Here is a 16,255-nt window from a genome sequence, read left to right as displayed (position 1 = left end):
CTATTCGTCGTTCTGACTCTCTTCTGCGCCGCCGCTCTCGTCCGTGTCCGGCCCACACTGCTGCTCGGCTTTCGGCGAATCCAGCGACTCATCCTGAGCGTCGTCCTCCGGCTCATCTTCAGCGCCGGGCTCGTCGATACGCACGGTCTTGACCAGCTTCTCCTCATTGCCCAGGCGAATCAGCATCACCCCCTGAGTGTTGCGCGAGGTGATCGAGACTTCGTCGACACGGGTCCGCACCAGGGTACCGCGGTCGGTGATCAACATCATCTCGTCGGCCGAGTAGACCTGCATGGCGGCCACCAGGGAGCCGTTTCGCTCGCTGGTCTGCATGGCGATAACGCCTTGACCGCCACGCCCGCGCAGCGGGAACTCTTCGAGGCGAGTACGCTTGCCGTAGCCGTTCTCGGAGGCGGTAAGGATGTAAATCTGCCCGCCGTTGCCGTTCTCCAGCGTGACGCCCTCTTCGGCCTCAGTGTCGAGGTCGGCATCGGCATCGATCTGCTGGCTCTTGGGAATGATCAGGCTGATCACTTCGGCACCTTCCAGCAACCGCATGCCGCGCACGCCCCGGGCGGTACGTCCCATGGCGCGGACATTGGTCTCCTCGAAACGAATGGCCTTGCCGTTGGACGAGAGCATCATGACGTGGTCGTTGCCCGAGGTGATGGCGGCACCGACCAGGCGGTCGTCTTCTTCGATGTCGATAGCGATCAGGCCGACGCTGCGCGGGCGTGAGAACTGGTCGAGGCTGGTGCGCTTGACGGTACCCTTGGCGGTAGCGAAGAAGATGTAGCAGTCTGGGCTGTAGTCCTTCACCGGCAGGATGGCGTTGATCGCCTCGCCTTCATCCAGCGGGAGCAAGTTGACCAGGGGCTTGCCACGCGAGCCGCGGCTGGCGGCGGGCATCTCGTAGACCTTCAGCCAATATACCTTGCCCTTGTTGGAGAACAGCAGCACGGTATCGTGGGTCGAGGCCACCAACAGATGCTCGATGACGTCCTCGTCCTTCATGGCGGTAGCCGACTTGCCGCGACCGCCGCGGCGCTGGGCCTGGTAGTCGGAGAGCGGCTGGGTCTTGGCATAACCGGTACGCGAGACCGTGACCACCATGTCCTCTTCGGCGATCAGATCCTCGATGGAAAGATCGAGGTGACTGGCCTGGATTTCGGTACGGCGCGGGTCGCCGAACTGGTCACGTACGGCAATCAGCTCTTCGCGGATGACCTCGAGCAGTCGCTCGCTGGAGGCGAGAATGGCCATCAGTTCGGCGATCCGGGTCAGAATACCCAGGTATTCGTCGAGCAGCTTCTCGGTTTCGAGGCCGGTGAGGCGATGCAGGCGCAGTTCGAGAATGGCCTGGGCCTGGGCCGGCGACAGGCGATACTCGGTGCCGGTGGTGTTGAGGCCGAAGCCCTCTTCCAGCTCTTCCGGCTTGCACGAGGTAGCCCCGGCGCGCTCCAGCATGGCGGTGACCTGGCCGGGCGGCCACACCTTGTCGAGCAGCTTCTCCTTCGCTTCGGCAGCACTCGGCGACGCCTTGATCAGCTCGATCACCTCGTCGATGTTGGAGATGGCCACGGCCAGACCTTCGAGGATGTGGCCGCGCTCGCGCGCCTTCTTCAATTCGAACAGGGTGCGCCGGGTAACGACTTCACGGCGGTGGCGAATGAAGGCTTCGAGGATTTCCTTGAGGTTGAGGATCTTCGGCTGACCGTCCTCGATTGCCACCATGTTGATGCCGAAGACGTTCTGCAGCTGGGTCTGGGCAAACAGGTTGTTGACCACCACCTCGCCGGACTCGCCGCGCTTGACCTCGATCACCACCCGCAGACCGTCCTTGTCGGACTCGTCGCGCAGCTCGGCGATGCCTTCGATCTTCTTGTCCTTGACCAGCTCGGCGATCTTCTCGATCAGCCGCGCCTTGTTCACCTGATACGGCAGCTCGGTGACGATGATGTGGTCGCGGCCGCTCTTGTCGTCGTGCTCGATGGTGTGGCGGGCCCGCACGTAGATGCGCCCGCGGCCGGTGCGGTAGGCCTCGAGAATGCCGGCACGGCCGTTGATGATGCCAGCCGTGGGGAAATCGGGGCCCGAGATGTATTCCATCAGGTCGTCGACGGTGAGGGTGTAGTCGTCGATCAGCGCCAGACAGCCATTGATGACCTCGCCCATGTTATGGGGCGGGATGTTGGTGGCCATGCCTACGGCAATACCTGAAGAGCCGTTGATCAGCAGGTTGGGGACTTTCGTCGGCAGCACTTCGGGAATGCGTTCGGTGCCGTCGTAGTTATCGACCCAATCGACCGTTTCCTTCTCAAGGTCGGCCAGCAGCTCGTGGGCGAGCTTGGCCATGCGCACCTCGGTGTAACGCATGGCGGCGGCACTGTCGCCGTCGATGGAACCGAAGTTGCCCTGACCGTCGACCAATACGTGACGCATGGAGAAATGCTGGGCCATGCGCACGATGGTGTCGTAAACGGCGCTGTCACCATGGGGGTGGTATTTACCGATGACATCGCCCACTACACGGGCCGACTTCTTGTAAGGCTTGTTCCAGTCGTTGCTGAGTTCGTGCATGGCGAACAGTACGCGCCGATGCACCGGCTTCAGGCCGTCGCGCACGTCCGGTAGCGCGCGGCCGATGATCACGCTCATCGCGTAGTCGAGGTACGACTGCTTCAGCTCGTCCTCGATGTTGACTGGCAGAATCTCTCTGGCGATGTCACCCATGGGTCGTCGAATCCTTTGCGCTTCAAGCAGGTTGGCACATGAGAGCTATGCGCCATTACAGCCTGCCATCATACCACTCCGGTTTACACAAAGGCAGCGTGCGGGACAGTGCAAAGGAGACCTGGACATGGCCAGGCGAATGGTGTTGGTACTTATTCTTCCTTTTCTTCCTTTGCCAGGACGAGTGGCTCCAGCGCCTGGCGGATTTCGCCTTCGATGGCCATGGAGCGATTGGCGCGCACATCGAGCAGCACGAAGGTGAGTACGGCGTCGGCAATCAGCGTGCCATCTCCGCTGCGACGAATTTCCTGATACATGCGTGCGCTGCGGCTGCCGAGCTCCGCTATACGAGTGAGGACTTCCAGGTCGTCGCCGGCCACTGCCGCCTGGCGGTAGTTGATGTTGAGATTGACCGCCACAAGCGCTGGGCTGCCTGAGGCGAAGTGCCGGGCAAGCGACGGTCGGTCGTCGAAGTAGCCCCAACGGCCCTCTTCAAGGAATTCGAGGTAGCGGGCATTGTTGACGTGGCCGTAGCCATCCAGATGATAGCCACGTACGCGCAAGGTGACGCGGGAAATACGGTTATCCATGGCAATGCTCTCCATCGTTCGTCCGGGGTGGATTCCGCTCGATTCTAGGCCTGCCGCTCGGCCAAATTCAAACATCAGTTTGAATTTGGCGCGATTTCACAGCGCGTTTGCCACTGGAACCCAGGCCACCCCTTCGCCATAATATGCGTCCTTTTCGCTCTGGGAATGCGCCATGTGGTTCAAGCACTTGCATCTATACCGCCTGCACGGGTCAGCGACGATTCCCGCCGCCGACCTGGAAGAGGCCTTGGCCGAGCAGGCGGCACGCGCCCCCGGCAGCCAGGAGGCCAGGCGTGTGGGATGGTGCCCGCCTGCCGGGCGCGCCGGCACGGCCTTGCTGCATGAACTACAGGGCCAGCGACTGCTGACCATGCTGCGCCATGAGCGACTGTTGCCGGCCGGTGTGGTGCGCGAGGAAGTCGACGAGCGTAGCGCCGAGATCGAGGCCCGCGAGGGGCGCAAGCTGCGCCGCCAGGAGAAGCAGGAGATCAAGGAGCAGGTCTACGAGGAACTGTTGCCGCGCGCCTTCGTGCGTAGCCAGAAGGTGGACCTGTGGTGGGACACCCGGCGCGAACTGATCGCAGTGAACAGCAGCTCACGTAAGCGTGCCGAAGAGGTGCTCGACCTGCTGCGCGAAACCCTGGGTAGCCTCAAGGTCACTCCGCTGGCCACCCAGACCCTGCCGATGCGTGCCATGACCCAGTGGCTTGCCGATGAAAAGTCGCGTCCTGCCGCCATGCAGCTTGGCGACCAGGTAGAGCTGAAAGCTAAGGGCGACGATGGCGTGCTGCGTGCCCGTCAGGTGGATCTCGACAGCGACGAGATTCAGCAGCTGCTAGCTACCGGCAAGCAGGCCAGCCGCCTGGCCATTGAAGTGGAAGGCCGCCTGGGCTACGTGCTGCATGACGACCTGACGCTCAAATCCCTGCGGTTCAGTGACGCACTCATCGACGAAGCCAGTGAAACCGAGGACGATGGCGATGCCATCGTACGCCTGGAAGCCGACTTCATGCTGATGACCCAGGCCCTGGCCGAAGAGGTCGAACGATTGATCGATTGGCTGGGCGGCGAAGCCAATGGCAGCGCGCAGGCAAGTGCATGATCGAACCGGGCAACCAAGAACGAACGATGACAGATGACCACGCAGGCGTAACGCCCACCGACCCCTGGGCCGACATACGACCCTACCGGGATGACGAGGTGGCGGCGGTACTGGCGAATCTGGCCGGCAATCGTGAGCTGCTCGACGCCCTGACTCGCTATCGGCTGCCACGACTCAGCCGCAGCCTGCCATGGCTAGCCCGTGCCCTGGCATCGTATGCCATTCGCCGCGAGACCCGCGACGTAACCAGCGTACATGACTTCCAGATGCGCGTGGCCTATTACATGACGCGCATGATCCGTACCTCGACCGACGATTTTCGCGTCGAGGGGCTGGAGAACCTGAACCCGGACACGGCCTATCTGTTCATCGGCAATCATCGCGATATCTCGCTGGACCCGGCCTTCGTCAATTTCGCGCTGCACCAGGCCGGACGCGACACCGTGCGCATCGCCATTGGCGACAACCTGCTCAAGAAGCCCTACGTGACCGACCTGATGCGGCTCAACAAGAGCTTCATCGTGCCGCGTGCGCTGCGCGGCAAGCGGGCCATGCTGGCGGCCTATCAGAACCTTTCCAGCTACATTCGCCATTCGATCACCGAGGACAACCACTCGATCTGGATGGCTCAGCGCGAAGGCCGTGCCAAGGACGGTATCGACCGTACCGATCCGGCCATCGTCAAGATGCTGACCATGGCAAGGCGCCAGGAGGATCGCAGCGCTCCTATCGGCGATGCGATTGCCGAGCTGCGCATGGTGCCGGTCTCGATCAGCTACGAGTACGACCCCTGCGACCTGCAGAAGGCACGCGAACTGCACGCCATCCATAGTCAGGGGCGCTACGAGAAGAGCGAGTTCGAGGACATCCAATCCATCGTTGCCGGTATTACGGGGCACAAGGGCCGGGTGGAGCTGCGCTTCGGCGAGCCGTTAGGTACCGGCTTCGACACCCCGGAAGCCGTAGCCGAGGAGCTCGATCGCCAGGTCGTCTGCGGTTACCACCTCTTCCCCAGCCATTATCTGGCGCTGGAAGCCCTTGGCGACGCGCCGGAGCTGCTGGACCTGAGCGAAGTCAGCGATGTGGACCGGGCACGCTTTCAGGCCCGTTTGAACGAGGTCCCCACCGAGTTGCGCAGCTGGTGGCTGGCACAATATGCCAACCCGGTGCGCAACAAGGCGGCACGGCTTGCAGGCCGCACGTTGGGAGACGAGTGAACGAGCGGCCCCATTCGCCGCACGAGCGCGGCGCCCAGACTCGCGAGGCCCATCGGGTCACGCTGATCGGCGCCGTCGTCGATCTTCTTGTCGGCGTACTCAAGATCGTTACCGGCTGGCTGGTCGGCTCGGCCGCGCTGATTGCCGACGGCATCCACTCCTTTTCGGATCTAGTGACAGACGGCTTCGTCATGGCAGCCACCCATTTCGGCCGCCAGGCACCCGACAGCGATCACCCCTACGGCCATGGCCGCATCGAGACGCTGGCGACGTTGGTACTCGGCAGCGTGCTGATCTTCGTGGCCGGCGGTATCGCCTGGGCCAGTCTCGCCCGATTGTTGGCGGGCGAGCCGATTCCCGCCCCGGGAATATGGGCCATCGGCGTTGCCGTGGCCTCGCTGATCGCCAAGGAGTGGATCTTCCGCTACACCCTGGCCGTGGCGAAGCGGGTGCGCTCCAGGCTGCTCGAAGCCAACGCCTGGCACTCACGCTCGGACGCGCTCTCCACCGGCGTGGTGATCGTCGGCCTGACGGCAGCACAGTTCGGTGCCGGCTGGGTCGATGCCGTGGCCGCCATCGTCGTCGGTATCATGGTGGGCCAAGTGGGCTGGCGGCTACTGTGGGAGTCGAGCCGCGAGCTGATCGACACCGCCCTGCCCTCCAGCGACCAGGCGCAGATGAAAACCATCGCCGAAGCGGTGCCCGGCGTGGACAGCGTACACGACCTGCGTACCCGTTCCGTGGGCAGCCATGTGGTTCTCGACCTGCACATCGTCGTCCAGCCACGGCTGACCGTTTCGGAAGCACACGAGATCGGCAATGCCGTAAGCCGCCAGCTGCGCGAGGCTTACCCGGAGCTTGCCGATGTGACCTTCCACATCGATCCCGAAGACGATTCCGACCAGATCGAACACAGCCTGCGCCCCGGCCTGCCCCTGCGCCGCGACGTTGAAAGCATGCTCGACGAAGCCTGGCGGGACTGCGGCGTTTGGCAGGAGCGTGTCGCCCTCGATCTGCACTATCTCGCCGAACAGGTCGACATCTCGGTGTACGTACGCCATTTGCCGCCCGGCCAGAGCCTGGAAGATGCCGCACGCGACCTGCGCGACGCCTCGCCGGGGCTAGCCTGGCTGGGCCGGATCAGAGTCTGGCAAGGGCCGGGCAAGGGGTAGGCACGAGTGAGAAAACTCATGCCTATCGCATCAGGATCATCCTCCTCTATACTCGCCCCATGACTTACATTCCTTAACACGCTTTCTCGGCGCGCCTGATGACGCAACGCCCTGCCCGACATGGCTCAAGCTCTGTTCCAAGCCTCAGCCGCCGCCGCTTCATTGCCGGCATGGCGGGGCTTGTGCTTGCCGCAGGGTGGGGACTCTCCCCCAGCGCGCTGGAGGCGCGAATCGATCGGGCCCGCTTGCGCGATAGTATGCAGCGCCTGTACGGCAGCGCCGGGCTTGGCGTTCTCGAGGAGTGGTTTGCCCTACTCGACAGAGTGCGTAGTGCCAATCTCGACACCCAACTGCGTGAAGTGAACGATTTCTTCAATCGGCGAGTGCGCTGGGTCGACGATATCGACAACTGGGGCGCCGAAGATCACTGGGCCACTCCTCTCGAAACCATGGGCAAGCGCCAAGGCGACTGCGAAGACTACTCCATCGCCAAGTACGTCACCCTGAAGGAGCTTGGCGTACCCGGCTCACGGCTACGCATGATTTACGTACGTGCACGCATCGGTCGCAGTCAGGTCGTGCAGGCGCACATGGTGTTGGGCTACTACGAAACGCCTTCCGCCGTACCGTTGATTCTCGACAACCTGGTGCCTTCCATTACGCCCGCCACTCAGCGTACCGACCTGGATCCGGTATTCAGTTTCAACAGCGATGGCCTGTGGGCCGGCGCCTCGACCCAGTCGCGGGCCGATCCCTTGGCTCGTCTTTCGCGTTGGCGCAGCGTGATCGAGCGTATGGAGCAGCAGGGGTTCATGGGATGACGATGAACGAACCATCCAGAACAAGAGCGACACACAACGCGCCGCAGGGCGTACAAGGGCGTCCTTTCCCGGGGGTAACGAAGACATGTCACTGATCAAGCAGCTCTGGTTGACGATTGCGGCGTTGCTGCTGCTGGCTTTCGTGGGCAGCCTGCTCATCGGCGTGACGAGCAGCCGCCATTACATCGAGCAGGAAATCCAAATCAAGAACCATGACAACGCCAACGCGCTGGCGCTGTCGATGAGTCAGATGGAAAAGGATCCGGTGATTCTGGAGCTGCTGCTGGCGGCCCAGTTCGATACAGGCCATTACCAACATATCGAGCTGCGTGATCCCGAGGGCAATATCATTGAGCAGCGCACTGCCAGTGAATATATCGACGGTGTGCCGGGTTGGTTCGTCAGGCTGGTGAATTTCGACGTGCCTGCCGGCACTGCCGTCGTGCAGGACGGCTGGCAACAGTACGGTACCCTGACGCTGGCTAGCCAGCACAGCTTTGCTTATCGCTCGCTGTGGCGCAGCACCCTGGAACTGGCAGGCTGGTTCGCCGTTGCCGGCGCTATCAGCCTGCTCATGGCGGCCTGGATCGTCAGGACCATACGCCGCCCGCTGCGCAATGTGGTCAGCCAGGCCCAAGCCATCGGTCAACGCCGCTTCATGGTGGCCAACGAGCCGCGCACGCGCGAGCTTCGCGAAGTGGTGCAAGCCATGAACCAGCTCTCCCAGGCGGTACGTCAGATGCTCGGCCAGGAAAGCGACAAGCTCGACCAGCTGCGGCGTCGCATGCAACACGATCCGGTGACCGACACGCTCACCCGGGCTCCATTCATGAATCAACTTCAAGCTCACCTCAAGAGCGAGAAGGACGATGCCAGCGGTACGCTGGTCCTGGTGCGCGTGGCGCACCTGGCCGAACTCAACCAGCAGCTTGGGCATGTGGCCACGGATGCGCTGCTCGCTCAGTTGGCGCGTCGTCTCGAGCAGTTGGCCCGCAGCCATGGGCACGGCACGGTAGGTCGGCTGAACGGCAGCGATTTCGGCATGATCCTGCCGCGTCACCACGATCTGGCTGGCCTGGGCAAGACGCTGCAAGAGCATCTCGAGGCGCTCAGCGCAGAGCAGTCTGTCGATACTTCGCTGGCCTCGGCGCTACGTCAGTACAGCCAGGGCGAGAGCCAGGCCGAACTGCTCGCCAGCCTCGACGGTGCCCTGGCCGCAGCGGAAACGCGCGGCCAGAATGGCCAGCAGATCGTCGATCAGCCCGCCAACACCGTGCTTTATACCCGCCATGACGAGTGGCGCCAGGCGCTGGCGGGAGCAATCGAGCAAGGGGTTTTCCTGGCTCACTACCCACTACTCGATGCTCAGGGGCGGCTGATCCACTTCGAGGTACCGTCTCGCTTGCGCCTCAAGGGTGAATGGCGGCCTGCGGGTGTCTTCCTGCCATGGGTATCGCGCCTGGCGATGGCCCCCACTCTCGACCTGGCCGTGGTGTCGGCTGCGCTGGCCGATGTCGAATCGAGTGGCAAGGCGGTTGCGGTGAATCTTTCGGCGGAGTCGCTGAACGACGGCCGCTTCGTCGGCGAGCTGCTTTCACGAATCCAGGCGCATCAGGGCGTTGCCGACAAGCTGTGGTTCGAATTGCCGCAATCCGTGGCGCTACAGCAGCCCCAGGCGCTCAAGACGCTCTGCCATGCTCTGCTGGGATTGGGCTGCAAGGTCGGCCTCGAGCACGTGGGCACCCAGTTCGGCAAGATCGAAGGGCTACAGGACCTGGGCCTCAGCTTCATGAAGATAGACGCGGCACTGAGTCAGGAGGTCGAGAGTCGCAGCGATCAGCAGAGCCTGCTGCGGGGTATGGCGACGCTGGCCCACTCACTCGGAATTCTTACCTTCGCCGAGGGCGTCGAGAGCCAGGATGCCGCAAGCGTGCTGTTCGAGCTGGGGCTGGATGGAGTAACGGGGCCGGGGATTCGGCAGCACGAAGGCAGCGACGAAGGCGTGAATTGATCGAACGAGGCCGGCAGCTTGCCGGTCTCGTGCTTTTACAACCGCCTAACTAGATGATGTCGTTGTCGCCATCCGACATCAGGCCCACGCTATTCTTGCGCTTACGCAGTGACTGTCGCTCCATCAGCTTCTGCTGAGCCGGCTCAGGCAGGTCGGTGAAGCTGAGCACCCCCTTGTCCATCAGCACGTTGATCACGTCCTCGAGTACGCGCACGAACGCCAGGTCGGACTTCGACAGTGCGAGGTTCTCGGCGTCGATGTCATTCGAGACGAAGCTCTGCAGCTCAGGCGAGCCGGGCGGCACGAATTCCCGGCACTCCTCCGTCGCCTCGCGGCTGGCTTGTATGACCTGACCTGATTCGTTGCGCTTGATGTACATGGTGATGCCTCTAAAAGACCTTACATAGAGTAACAAACGCCCTGCCTGGTGTCTCCAGACTATGCTACCACCCGACACCCTATCCGCCCCCGTTTCCGCCTACGTCTTGCTGAGCGGATAGGCACAGTGCGGTCGCTACAACATTTTAGTGAAACGGCCAAGCTAGATTCTGAGCAAAAAAACGCCCGGCCATTGGCATGGCCGGGCGCTCCCCTAGCAGGAAGATCAGTCGATATTGAGACTGGCCTTCAGTGCTTCGAGGTCAGTGAAGTTTTCCAACACGATCACCTGATCGGCCAGCGTGCTGTCATAGGTGCCTTCGCTGCCGAAACTTCCTTGTGTGCTGATATAAAGCGTCGTAGTACCGCTTTCATCGGCTTCAAAGCGTAGATGGGAAGGACCGCTGTGATCGCTGAGCAGGTCGCTGAGATCGAGCCTGTCACCCTCGCCAAGAGAGAAGTCCTTGACCGTATCGACTGCAGCCTTGCCTACCTCGCCTTCGTCGCCCAGGTTCCACACGAAGGTGTCTGCACCCAAGCCGCCCACCAGGATGTCGTCGCCCGCCCCACCGATGATGATGTCGTTACCATCGCCACCGACAAGGGCGTCGTCACCATCGGAGCCCCAGACGAAGCTGTCCACACCAGGACCGGTGATTCCTACCTGAAGTGATGCTTCGGCAGTGGCACCGGACGGATGCACCAGTTGATAGGTCAGGCTGTCGATCTTGCCGACATTGGCCACGTCAGCATCCGGCTCGTAGCGATAGTCCCCGTTGGCAAACAGCGTGAAGGTACCGTACTGGCCGGCAATCACGAGGCCGCTCTGCGTGGCTTCGACATAGTCGCTGCCCACCAGCGCCTTGAGCAGCGTACCGCTGGAGCCCGGAATATCGGTGCTGCCATCAATGCCCGGGTCGCTCAGGACGTTGCCCTGCACGTCGGTTACCTGGGCTTCCTGGTAGCTATCCGGTTGAACGGTCAAGTTGACACTGCTAATCGTCACGCTTGAATAGTTGTAAATGAACAATCCAGAGCGGCCGCTAGTCGTTGCAGAGAAGTCGACTCGATACTCACCGGATTCCAGCCCGTTAACGGTGTTAATGCCACTAGTCGCATTACCACCGATATCGGTCAGCTTCACCCACTGACCGGTTTCGCTCTTCTGCCATAGGCTCCAAGTCAAAGCAGCCGTGGAGCTACCCGGCGTCGAGAAGCCGGCATGGAAGCTGAACTGGCCAGTACCGCCTTCGCCAACAGTAAAGGTTTCACTGTAGCTGTCGGTGCGCGAGGCGTTGGTGTTGTGCTGCGACGTCTTGTTGCCCATTACCTGGCTATTGACCGGCGCTGGCGTGATATCGATCAGCGAGACATCGGCAATCGCCACGTTGTCGCTGGCGACGATCCCGTTTGGCACGCCAGCCAGGTTGATGGTCAGCTTCGATTCCACCACGTCGCCATCGGCATCGGTCAGGTAGTAGGTGAACTCGTCCTGATAGGAGTCGCCCGCCTTCATACCGTCGCGCGCACTACGGCTGACCACGTAGGTGTAGCTGCCGTCTGCATTCACGGTCAGGGTGCCGAACTGGCCTTCTACCGTACCGCTGGCCAGCGTACCGCCTTGGCCATCGGACCACAGCAGGCTGTCTTCCTCGGCCGCACCATCGGCGCCCCAGTCGGCATCGACCTTGCCTTCCACGCTGGGCAGATCGTCGGTCGAGGCGATTTCGGCGAAGAGCTGGAACGAGGTGGCCTTCGTCTCGGTGGTGTAGACCGTATCGACGAGGTTGCCATTGGCATCCAGGAATCCCTTGATCTTGAGGACGTACTCACGATCCCCAACCGTGATCACTTGCTCCTGCTCCGGATTGACGATCCTGACGATGTCGTCGTTATCCGGATGCGTAGCCGTGGGGTGAGTATTGGGCGTCTCCTCATGCTGGAGCTTGATCGTAGTGGTGACCTCGGTCAGCACGCCATCGATCATCACCTTGAACGTCACCTCGAGCTCGGCCGTGTCGAGTGTCTTACCTCCCCTTGGCAGCACGAAGTTGTTGTGGGTGAAGGTGCCCAGCGAGAACAGCGAGTCGGTCGCCACCCCAGTGGAGCCGGTCAGGCCATCCGCATAGACGAAGTCATAGCCGGAGCCACCACTGCCGCCCCAATTGATGTAAATGCCGCTGGCATTGCTGCTGGTCGTGATCTGACCCGAGCCAGAGGTTCCCTGGACCTTATCCCAGCCCGCATTCAACGCACCCACTTCGAGCTCACTGACGGGCACCTGGATTGCCTGGACGTTGGCAAAGCTCTGCGGCACGTCGTCCAGGATCTTGATCAGCAGGTTGCTTGTAGCCGTGTCGCCATCGGTATCGGAAAGCACGACCTCGAACGACTGGGTCAGCGACTCGTCGTTGGCCGGCTGCTCATGGTCCTTGTTAGAGCTGAGGGTGTACTCGTAATTGACGATATAGATGCCGTTGCCGTTTGCAGTGAACCCCGTGATGACAAGGGTATTGCCGCTTTCGGTGACGATAGTCGGCAACGCTTGCTCGACGCCATTCTGCACGATGAACTCGCCGCCGACGCTCAGGTTGAGCACCCCATCCGGCGCGCTGACGGTGAAGCTCCTACTCTGCACCAGCAGCACATCACCCTCCTGAGTCCCACCTGGCAGATAGGCTTCGTTGAACACCAGATGCGCGTCCTGGCCGGCAGGCTTGCCGTTATCGATAGCAACCGGGGAGTCGTTGATGTCGATAGTCAGTGTGGCAGTGTCGCTATCGCCGTCGCCATCGGTCAGTGTGTACGTGAACAGATCCGATACGCTGCCGGGGGCACCGGGATTACGAACGTAGGAATAGGTGCCGTCGGCGGCTATGGTCAGAACGCCGTACTGACCCTGAATGTCGACTGTACCCTCGGCTGGCACATTGATGCCATTGACTGCGGTTACCTTGCCACCGTCGGCACCCAACTGGTCGTTGGTCAGTACGTTGCCGTTCTCGATGGACTGGCCAGCTCCCAGTTCAACGACATCAGCTACCGCCACAGGGCCGTCATCAAGGAAATAGATGACCTTGCCGATATCGATCGAGGCCTTGGCCACATCGCCATCGCTGTCGGTCACGGTCTTGGTCAGAGAGATGACGTTGGCGAGGATATTGGCGGCATCGCTCGCACCGGTCTGACCGACGCCCTGGTGGGCAATGGCCCTCAGCTGGTCGAGAGTCACGACGCCGGTTCCAGCCTCCACGTTCAGGGTGAAGACGGGGACTTCCACACCTTCGATCGTGACGTAGCCGATGACTTGCCCATCGACTTCCTTGACGAGGACGGCCTGCCCGGTTTCGGTATCGACCAATCCCGAGTCAGTGCCATCGGAAGTGACGCTCAGGGTGTATTCCCTGGACAGCAGGCCATCAGCACCGTACTCGGCGCTGAAGTAACCGGAGAAGTCGAAGTTCGCGGTAACGTCGAGTTGCGCCTCGTCGACGGTCAGGCTGGCAGGCTTCCATTCGACCTTGATGTTGACGTCGTTGTAGTCCCTATCGCTTCCCGGTCCGTAAATGTCTTCCCAGTTGAGATCGCCATCTTCGGCATTGTTCTCGACATGAGAGCTGCCATCCGGGTTCAGGGCCGAGTCGTTGAAGAGCACTGGGGCGTTGGGGTCTTGCCCAACCAGTTGGGTGCCGTCTGAGGTAACTGCCACCCAGACACCATTGACCTGCTCGAAGGCGATGCCCGTACCATTGGTCAGACCGGGATTCAGGTTCGCGCCATTGGGAATGATGAAGTAACCAACCTCGCCCGGCGCGTAGCCTTCCAGCACGAAGGTATCGCCGACGTCGAGCTTGACGTTGGACCAGACGACCTTACCGATGGTGGGATTGCCGTTCTCGTCCTTGATGAAATAGCCGAAGCTGTTGTTATACCCAACGCCTGGAGCACTACCAAGGTTGGTAATGACGACTTCATGGCCGGTCGGGTTGGTGCCATCGACGCTAGGCACGTCATCATCGACACGCACGCTGACGCTACCCGGTGCGGAGACGTCACCGTCGCTGTCGATGGCTACGACCTGAACGCCGCCGATAGTCAGCTCATCGACATTGACGTGATGCGGCAGATTGCCGATCAGCTCGACGTTGACTGCCACCGCACCGCTGTCACCCGCGGCAATTTCGCCGCCACTAAGGGTCAGCTTGAGCACCGGTTCGCCACCCAGCTTGCCGATCAGCTCACCCGCTTCGTTTATTTCCCAGACCAGCTCAACACCGTCTTCGAGACCGGTGACGGAGATGGCACCCGGGTTGACGAAGGCGAAGTCGATGATGTTATCGCTGCCGGCAGTAAAGGTCAGCTCGGCCTCGGCCGTGGCCTGCTCGCTATTGCCACCCTCTCGCAGCCCGCGCTCGTCAACCACCAGATCGACCGAACCGCCCACCCCATCTTCTCCGCCCGGGGTCGGGCCGGCGCCGTCCTTGATCCTGATGCGATGGGTGTCACTGGTGCGATCGCCATCGCCATCGACCTTGATCAGCTCGAAGCTGATCGACTGTTTTACGTTATGGTTCAGGTTGGTACCCGGCACGAAGGTCCAGGTGCCGTTATCGTTCAAGGTCAGCGTGCCTTCGGGCAGCTCGTATGCGTGACCGACCTGCAGCGCCTGCTCCGCTCCACCATTGATGGAGATGAACTGCTGCGCTCCATCGGTATCGGCGCCCGCCTTGGTGCTCCAGTTGCCGGTAACGGCCTCGCCACCTTCGATGGCGACGCGGGCGCCTCCAAGGTTGGCCTCCGGTGCATCGTCGATGACCTTGACCTTGAGGCTGCTGTTTGCCGTGTCGCCGTCACGATCCGTGACCGTGATGGTGAAGTCGCGGACCAGAGCGTCGTCTTCACTGCCCGTGTGGGCCTTGTTGCCCTGCAGGGTGTACTCGTAGTTGACACGATAGCCGCCCAGCGGCAGCTGCGTGATACCGGTGACTTCGAGCTTGTAGCCGTTCGGCACGGCGATGGAGGCGCCTTCATAGTTGAAGCTGCCATCCTCGTTGCGCGTAACGCTCAGTGTCAGTTGGTCGTCGCCTTCACCGATGGCAATGGTCAACTGGGACAGGCCATCCACCGCGCTGACCAGGAAGCTGCCACCCTGGGTCAGGGCGCCATGGTTGGGGCTGGTGCCGTCTGACAGGTTCGCTTCGTTGACGACCAGGTGCGCGCCCTGGCCGAACGGCGGCAGATTGATGATGCCAACCGGGGAGTCGAAGCCTTTCACGCTCAGCGTGGCCGTGTCGGTGTCGCCATCACCGTCGGTCAGGGTGTAGGTGAACTTGTCCAGGAACAGGCCTTGATGGTTCGGGGTATCGCCACGGACGTAGGTGTAGTCGCCATTGGAGTAGATGGTCAGCTCACCATGCACACCTTGAATGGTGGCTTTGCCGTCCACCAGTTCGACAAGCTGATTGCCGAACTGTACGTGGGTGACCTCGGCGCCATCAGCACCTTCCACATCATTGACCATGACATTGCCGGACTTCTCGAAACGGCCCAGCTGTACGAGCGCCAGGTCGTTGTTGGCCTGCGGGCCATCGTCGACGAAGCTGAGCTGACCGCCGAGATCGATGCTGGCGGAAACCGTGTCGCCGTCGCCATCAACAACCGTGGCATTGAGCGAGAGCCCGCTGCCGGCCAGGTTGAGAACATCGGCCGGGTTGGTGCCATCCGGGTGGGACAGCGCCAGATTCTGGGTCAGGGTCACTTCACCGGTAGCGGCATTGACGGTGATGGTGAAGGCGACACGACCATCGGCGGCTTGGCCGATGATGATGCCGTTATCGTTTACCAATGTGATGGCATGGCCGCCATCGGTCGTCGTCAGCCCTGTGCTGCCTGCCCCCTCAACGCTGAGACCATAGCTGACGCTACCTTCACCGTCAGCGCCGAACACCACCTTGAAGGCGCCGGAGAAGTCGACCGTGGCAGGCTCGCCGAATGCGCTCTCATCGACTTCCAGCTCGGCCAGCTCGCCAGTGACGGGATCGATGGCGGGCATATCGTCGACGATGCTGATGGTCCCGCTCATATCGGCGGTCAGGGTGTCGGTTGCGGTATCGCCATCGGCGTCGGTCACGGTGACCGTGGCACTCACGCTCACCAGACCGGCCGGCAGGCCGACGCTGTCCACACCTTGGGCGGGATGATCCACGGGCGCGGACTGGGTCACGGTGACGT

General features: G+C 61.8%; 9 protein-coding genes. 5 read left to right on the top strand and 4 right to left on the bottom strand.

Going from position 1 to position 16,255, the window contains the following annotated elements; translation table 11 throughout:
• Together gyrA and AC2VNO_RS02795 are read right to left on the bottom strand one after the other, a co-directional pair.
• Positions 1-2,733, bottom strand: coding sequence for a DNA gyrase subunit A (gene gyrA / locus AC2VNO_RS02800; protein WP_486932715.1), 2,733 nt, complete (start codon positions 2,731-2,733; stop codon positions 1-3).
• A gap of 152 nt (positions 2,734-2,885) precedes the next feature.
• On the bottom strand, positions 2,886-3,323 hold the full coding sequence (locus tag AC2VNO_RS02795; protein ID WP_486932714.1) for an acyl-CoA thioesterase: 438 nt from the start codon (positions 3,321-3,323) through the stop codon (positions 2,886-2,888).
• Positions 3,324-3,495: 172 nt separating this feature from the next.
• Here AC2VNO_RS02795 and AC2VNO_RS02790 point away from each other — a divergent pair, with 172 nt between their 5' ends.
• The 5 genes from AC2VNO_RS02790 to AC2VNO_RS02770 all read left to right on the top strand — a co-directional run bounded on the left by AC2VNO_RS02790 (position 3,496) and on the right by AC2VNO_RS02770 (position 9,646).
• Complete coding sequence (locus AC2VNO_RS02790; protein WP_486932713.1) at positions 3,496-4,425, top strand: recombination-associated protein RdgC; 930 nt, start codon at positions 3,496-3,498, stop codon at positions 4,423-4,425.
• A gap of 26 nt (positions 4,426-4,451) precedes the next feature.
• The gene (locus AC2VNO_RS02785) at positions 4,452-5,642 is read left to right on the top strand and encodes a 1-acyl-sn-glycerol-3-phosphate acyltransferase (protein ID WP_486932712.1); all 1,191 of its coding nucleotides are present in this window, start codon (positions 4,452-4,454) and stop codon (positions 5,640-5,642) included.
• On the top strand, positions 5,639-6,814 hold the full coding sequence (locus AC2VNO_RS02780; protein ID WP_486932711.1) for a cation diffusion facilitator family transporter: 1,176 nt from the start codon (positions 5,639-5,641) through the stop codon (positions 6,812-6,814). Before AC2VNO_RS02785 ends, AC2VNO_RS02780 begins: the two co-directional genes overlap by 4 nt.
• A gap of 98 nt (positions 6,815-6,912) precedes the next feature.
• Complete coding sequence (locus tag AC2VNO_RS02775; RefSeq protein ID WP_486932710.1) at positions 6,913-7,635, top strand: transglutaminase-like cysteine peptidase; 723 nt, start codon at positions 6,913-6,915, stop codon at positions 7,633-7,635.
• Positions 7,636-7,720: 85 nt separating this feature from the next.
• Positions 7,721-9,646 carry a bifunctional diguanylate cyclase/phosphodiesterase gene (locus AC2VNO_RS02770; protein WP_486932709.1) on the top strand — a complete coding sequence of 642 codons (1,926 nt, stop codon included), beginning with the start codon at positions 7,721-7,723 and terminating at the stop codon, positions 9,644-9,646.
• A gap of 49 nt (positions 9,647-9,695) precedes the next feature.
• Here the strand turns inward: AC2VNO_RS02770 and AC2VNO_RS02765 are convergent, their stop codons facing one another.
• Together AC2VNO_RS02765 and AC2VNO_RS02760 are read right to left on the bottom strand one after the other, a co-directional pair.
• Positions 9,696-10,025 (bottom strand): tryptophan synthase subunit beta like protein, encoded by a 330-nt coding sequence (locus AC2VNO_RS02765; RefSeq protein WP_486932708.1) that lies wholly within the window; start codon positions 10,023-10,025, stop codon positions 9,696-9,698.
• 225 nt (positions 10,026-10,250) lie between these two features.
• Complete coding sequence (locus tag AC2VNO_RS02760) at positions 10,251-16,229, bottom strand: BapA/Bap/LapF family large adhesin (protein ID WP_486932707.1); 5,979 nt, start codon at positions 16,227-16,229, stop codon at positions 10,251-10,253.
• Positions 16,230-16,255: the final 26 nt, after the last annotated feature.

This window comes from Halomonas sp. TH-94, from assembly GCF_057473365.1.
The sequence above is the reverse complement of the archived record's forward strand: the minus strand, read 5'-3'. Positions and strand labels throughout refer to the sequence as shown.

Coding starts and splice junctions, on each gene's coding strand:
- AC2VNO_RS02765 (WP_486932708.1), bottom strand. CDS start 10,025: ATGTACATCAAGCGCAACGAATCAGGTCAGGTCATACAAGCCAGCCGC.
- AC2VNO_RS02775 (WP_486932710.1), top strand. CDS start 6,913: ATGACGCAACGCCCTGCCCGACATGGCTCAAGCTCTGTTCCAAGCCTC.
- gyrA (WP_486932715.1), bottom strand. CDS start 2,733: ATGGGTGACATCGCCAGAGAGATTCTGCCAGTCAACATCGAGGACGAG.
- AC2VNO_RS02770 (WP_486932709.1), top strand. CDS start 7,721: ATGTCACTGATCAAGCAGCTCTGGTTGACGATTGCGGCGTTGCTGCTG.
- AC2VNO_RS02785 (WP_486932712.1), top strand. CDS start 4,452: ATGACAGATGACCACGCAGGCGTAACGCCCACCGACCCCTGGGCCGAC.
- AC2VNO_RS02790 (WP_486932713.1), top strand. CDS start 3,496: ATGTGGTTCAAGCACTTGCATCTATACCGCCTGCACGGGTCAGCGACG.
- AC2VNO_RS02795 (WP_486932714.1), bottom strand. CDS start 3,323: ATGGATAACCGTATTTCCCGCGTCACCTTGCGCGTACGTGGCTATCAT.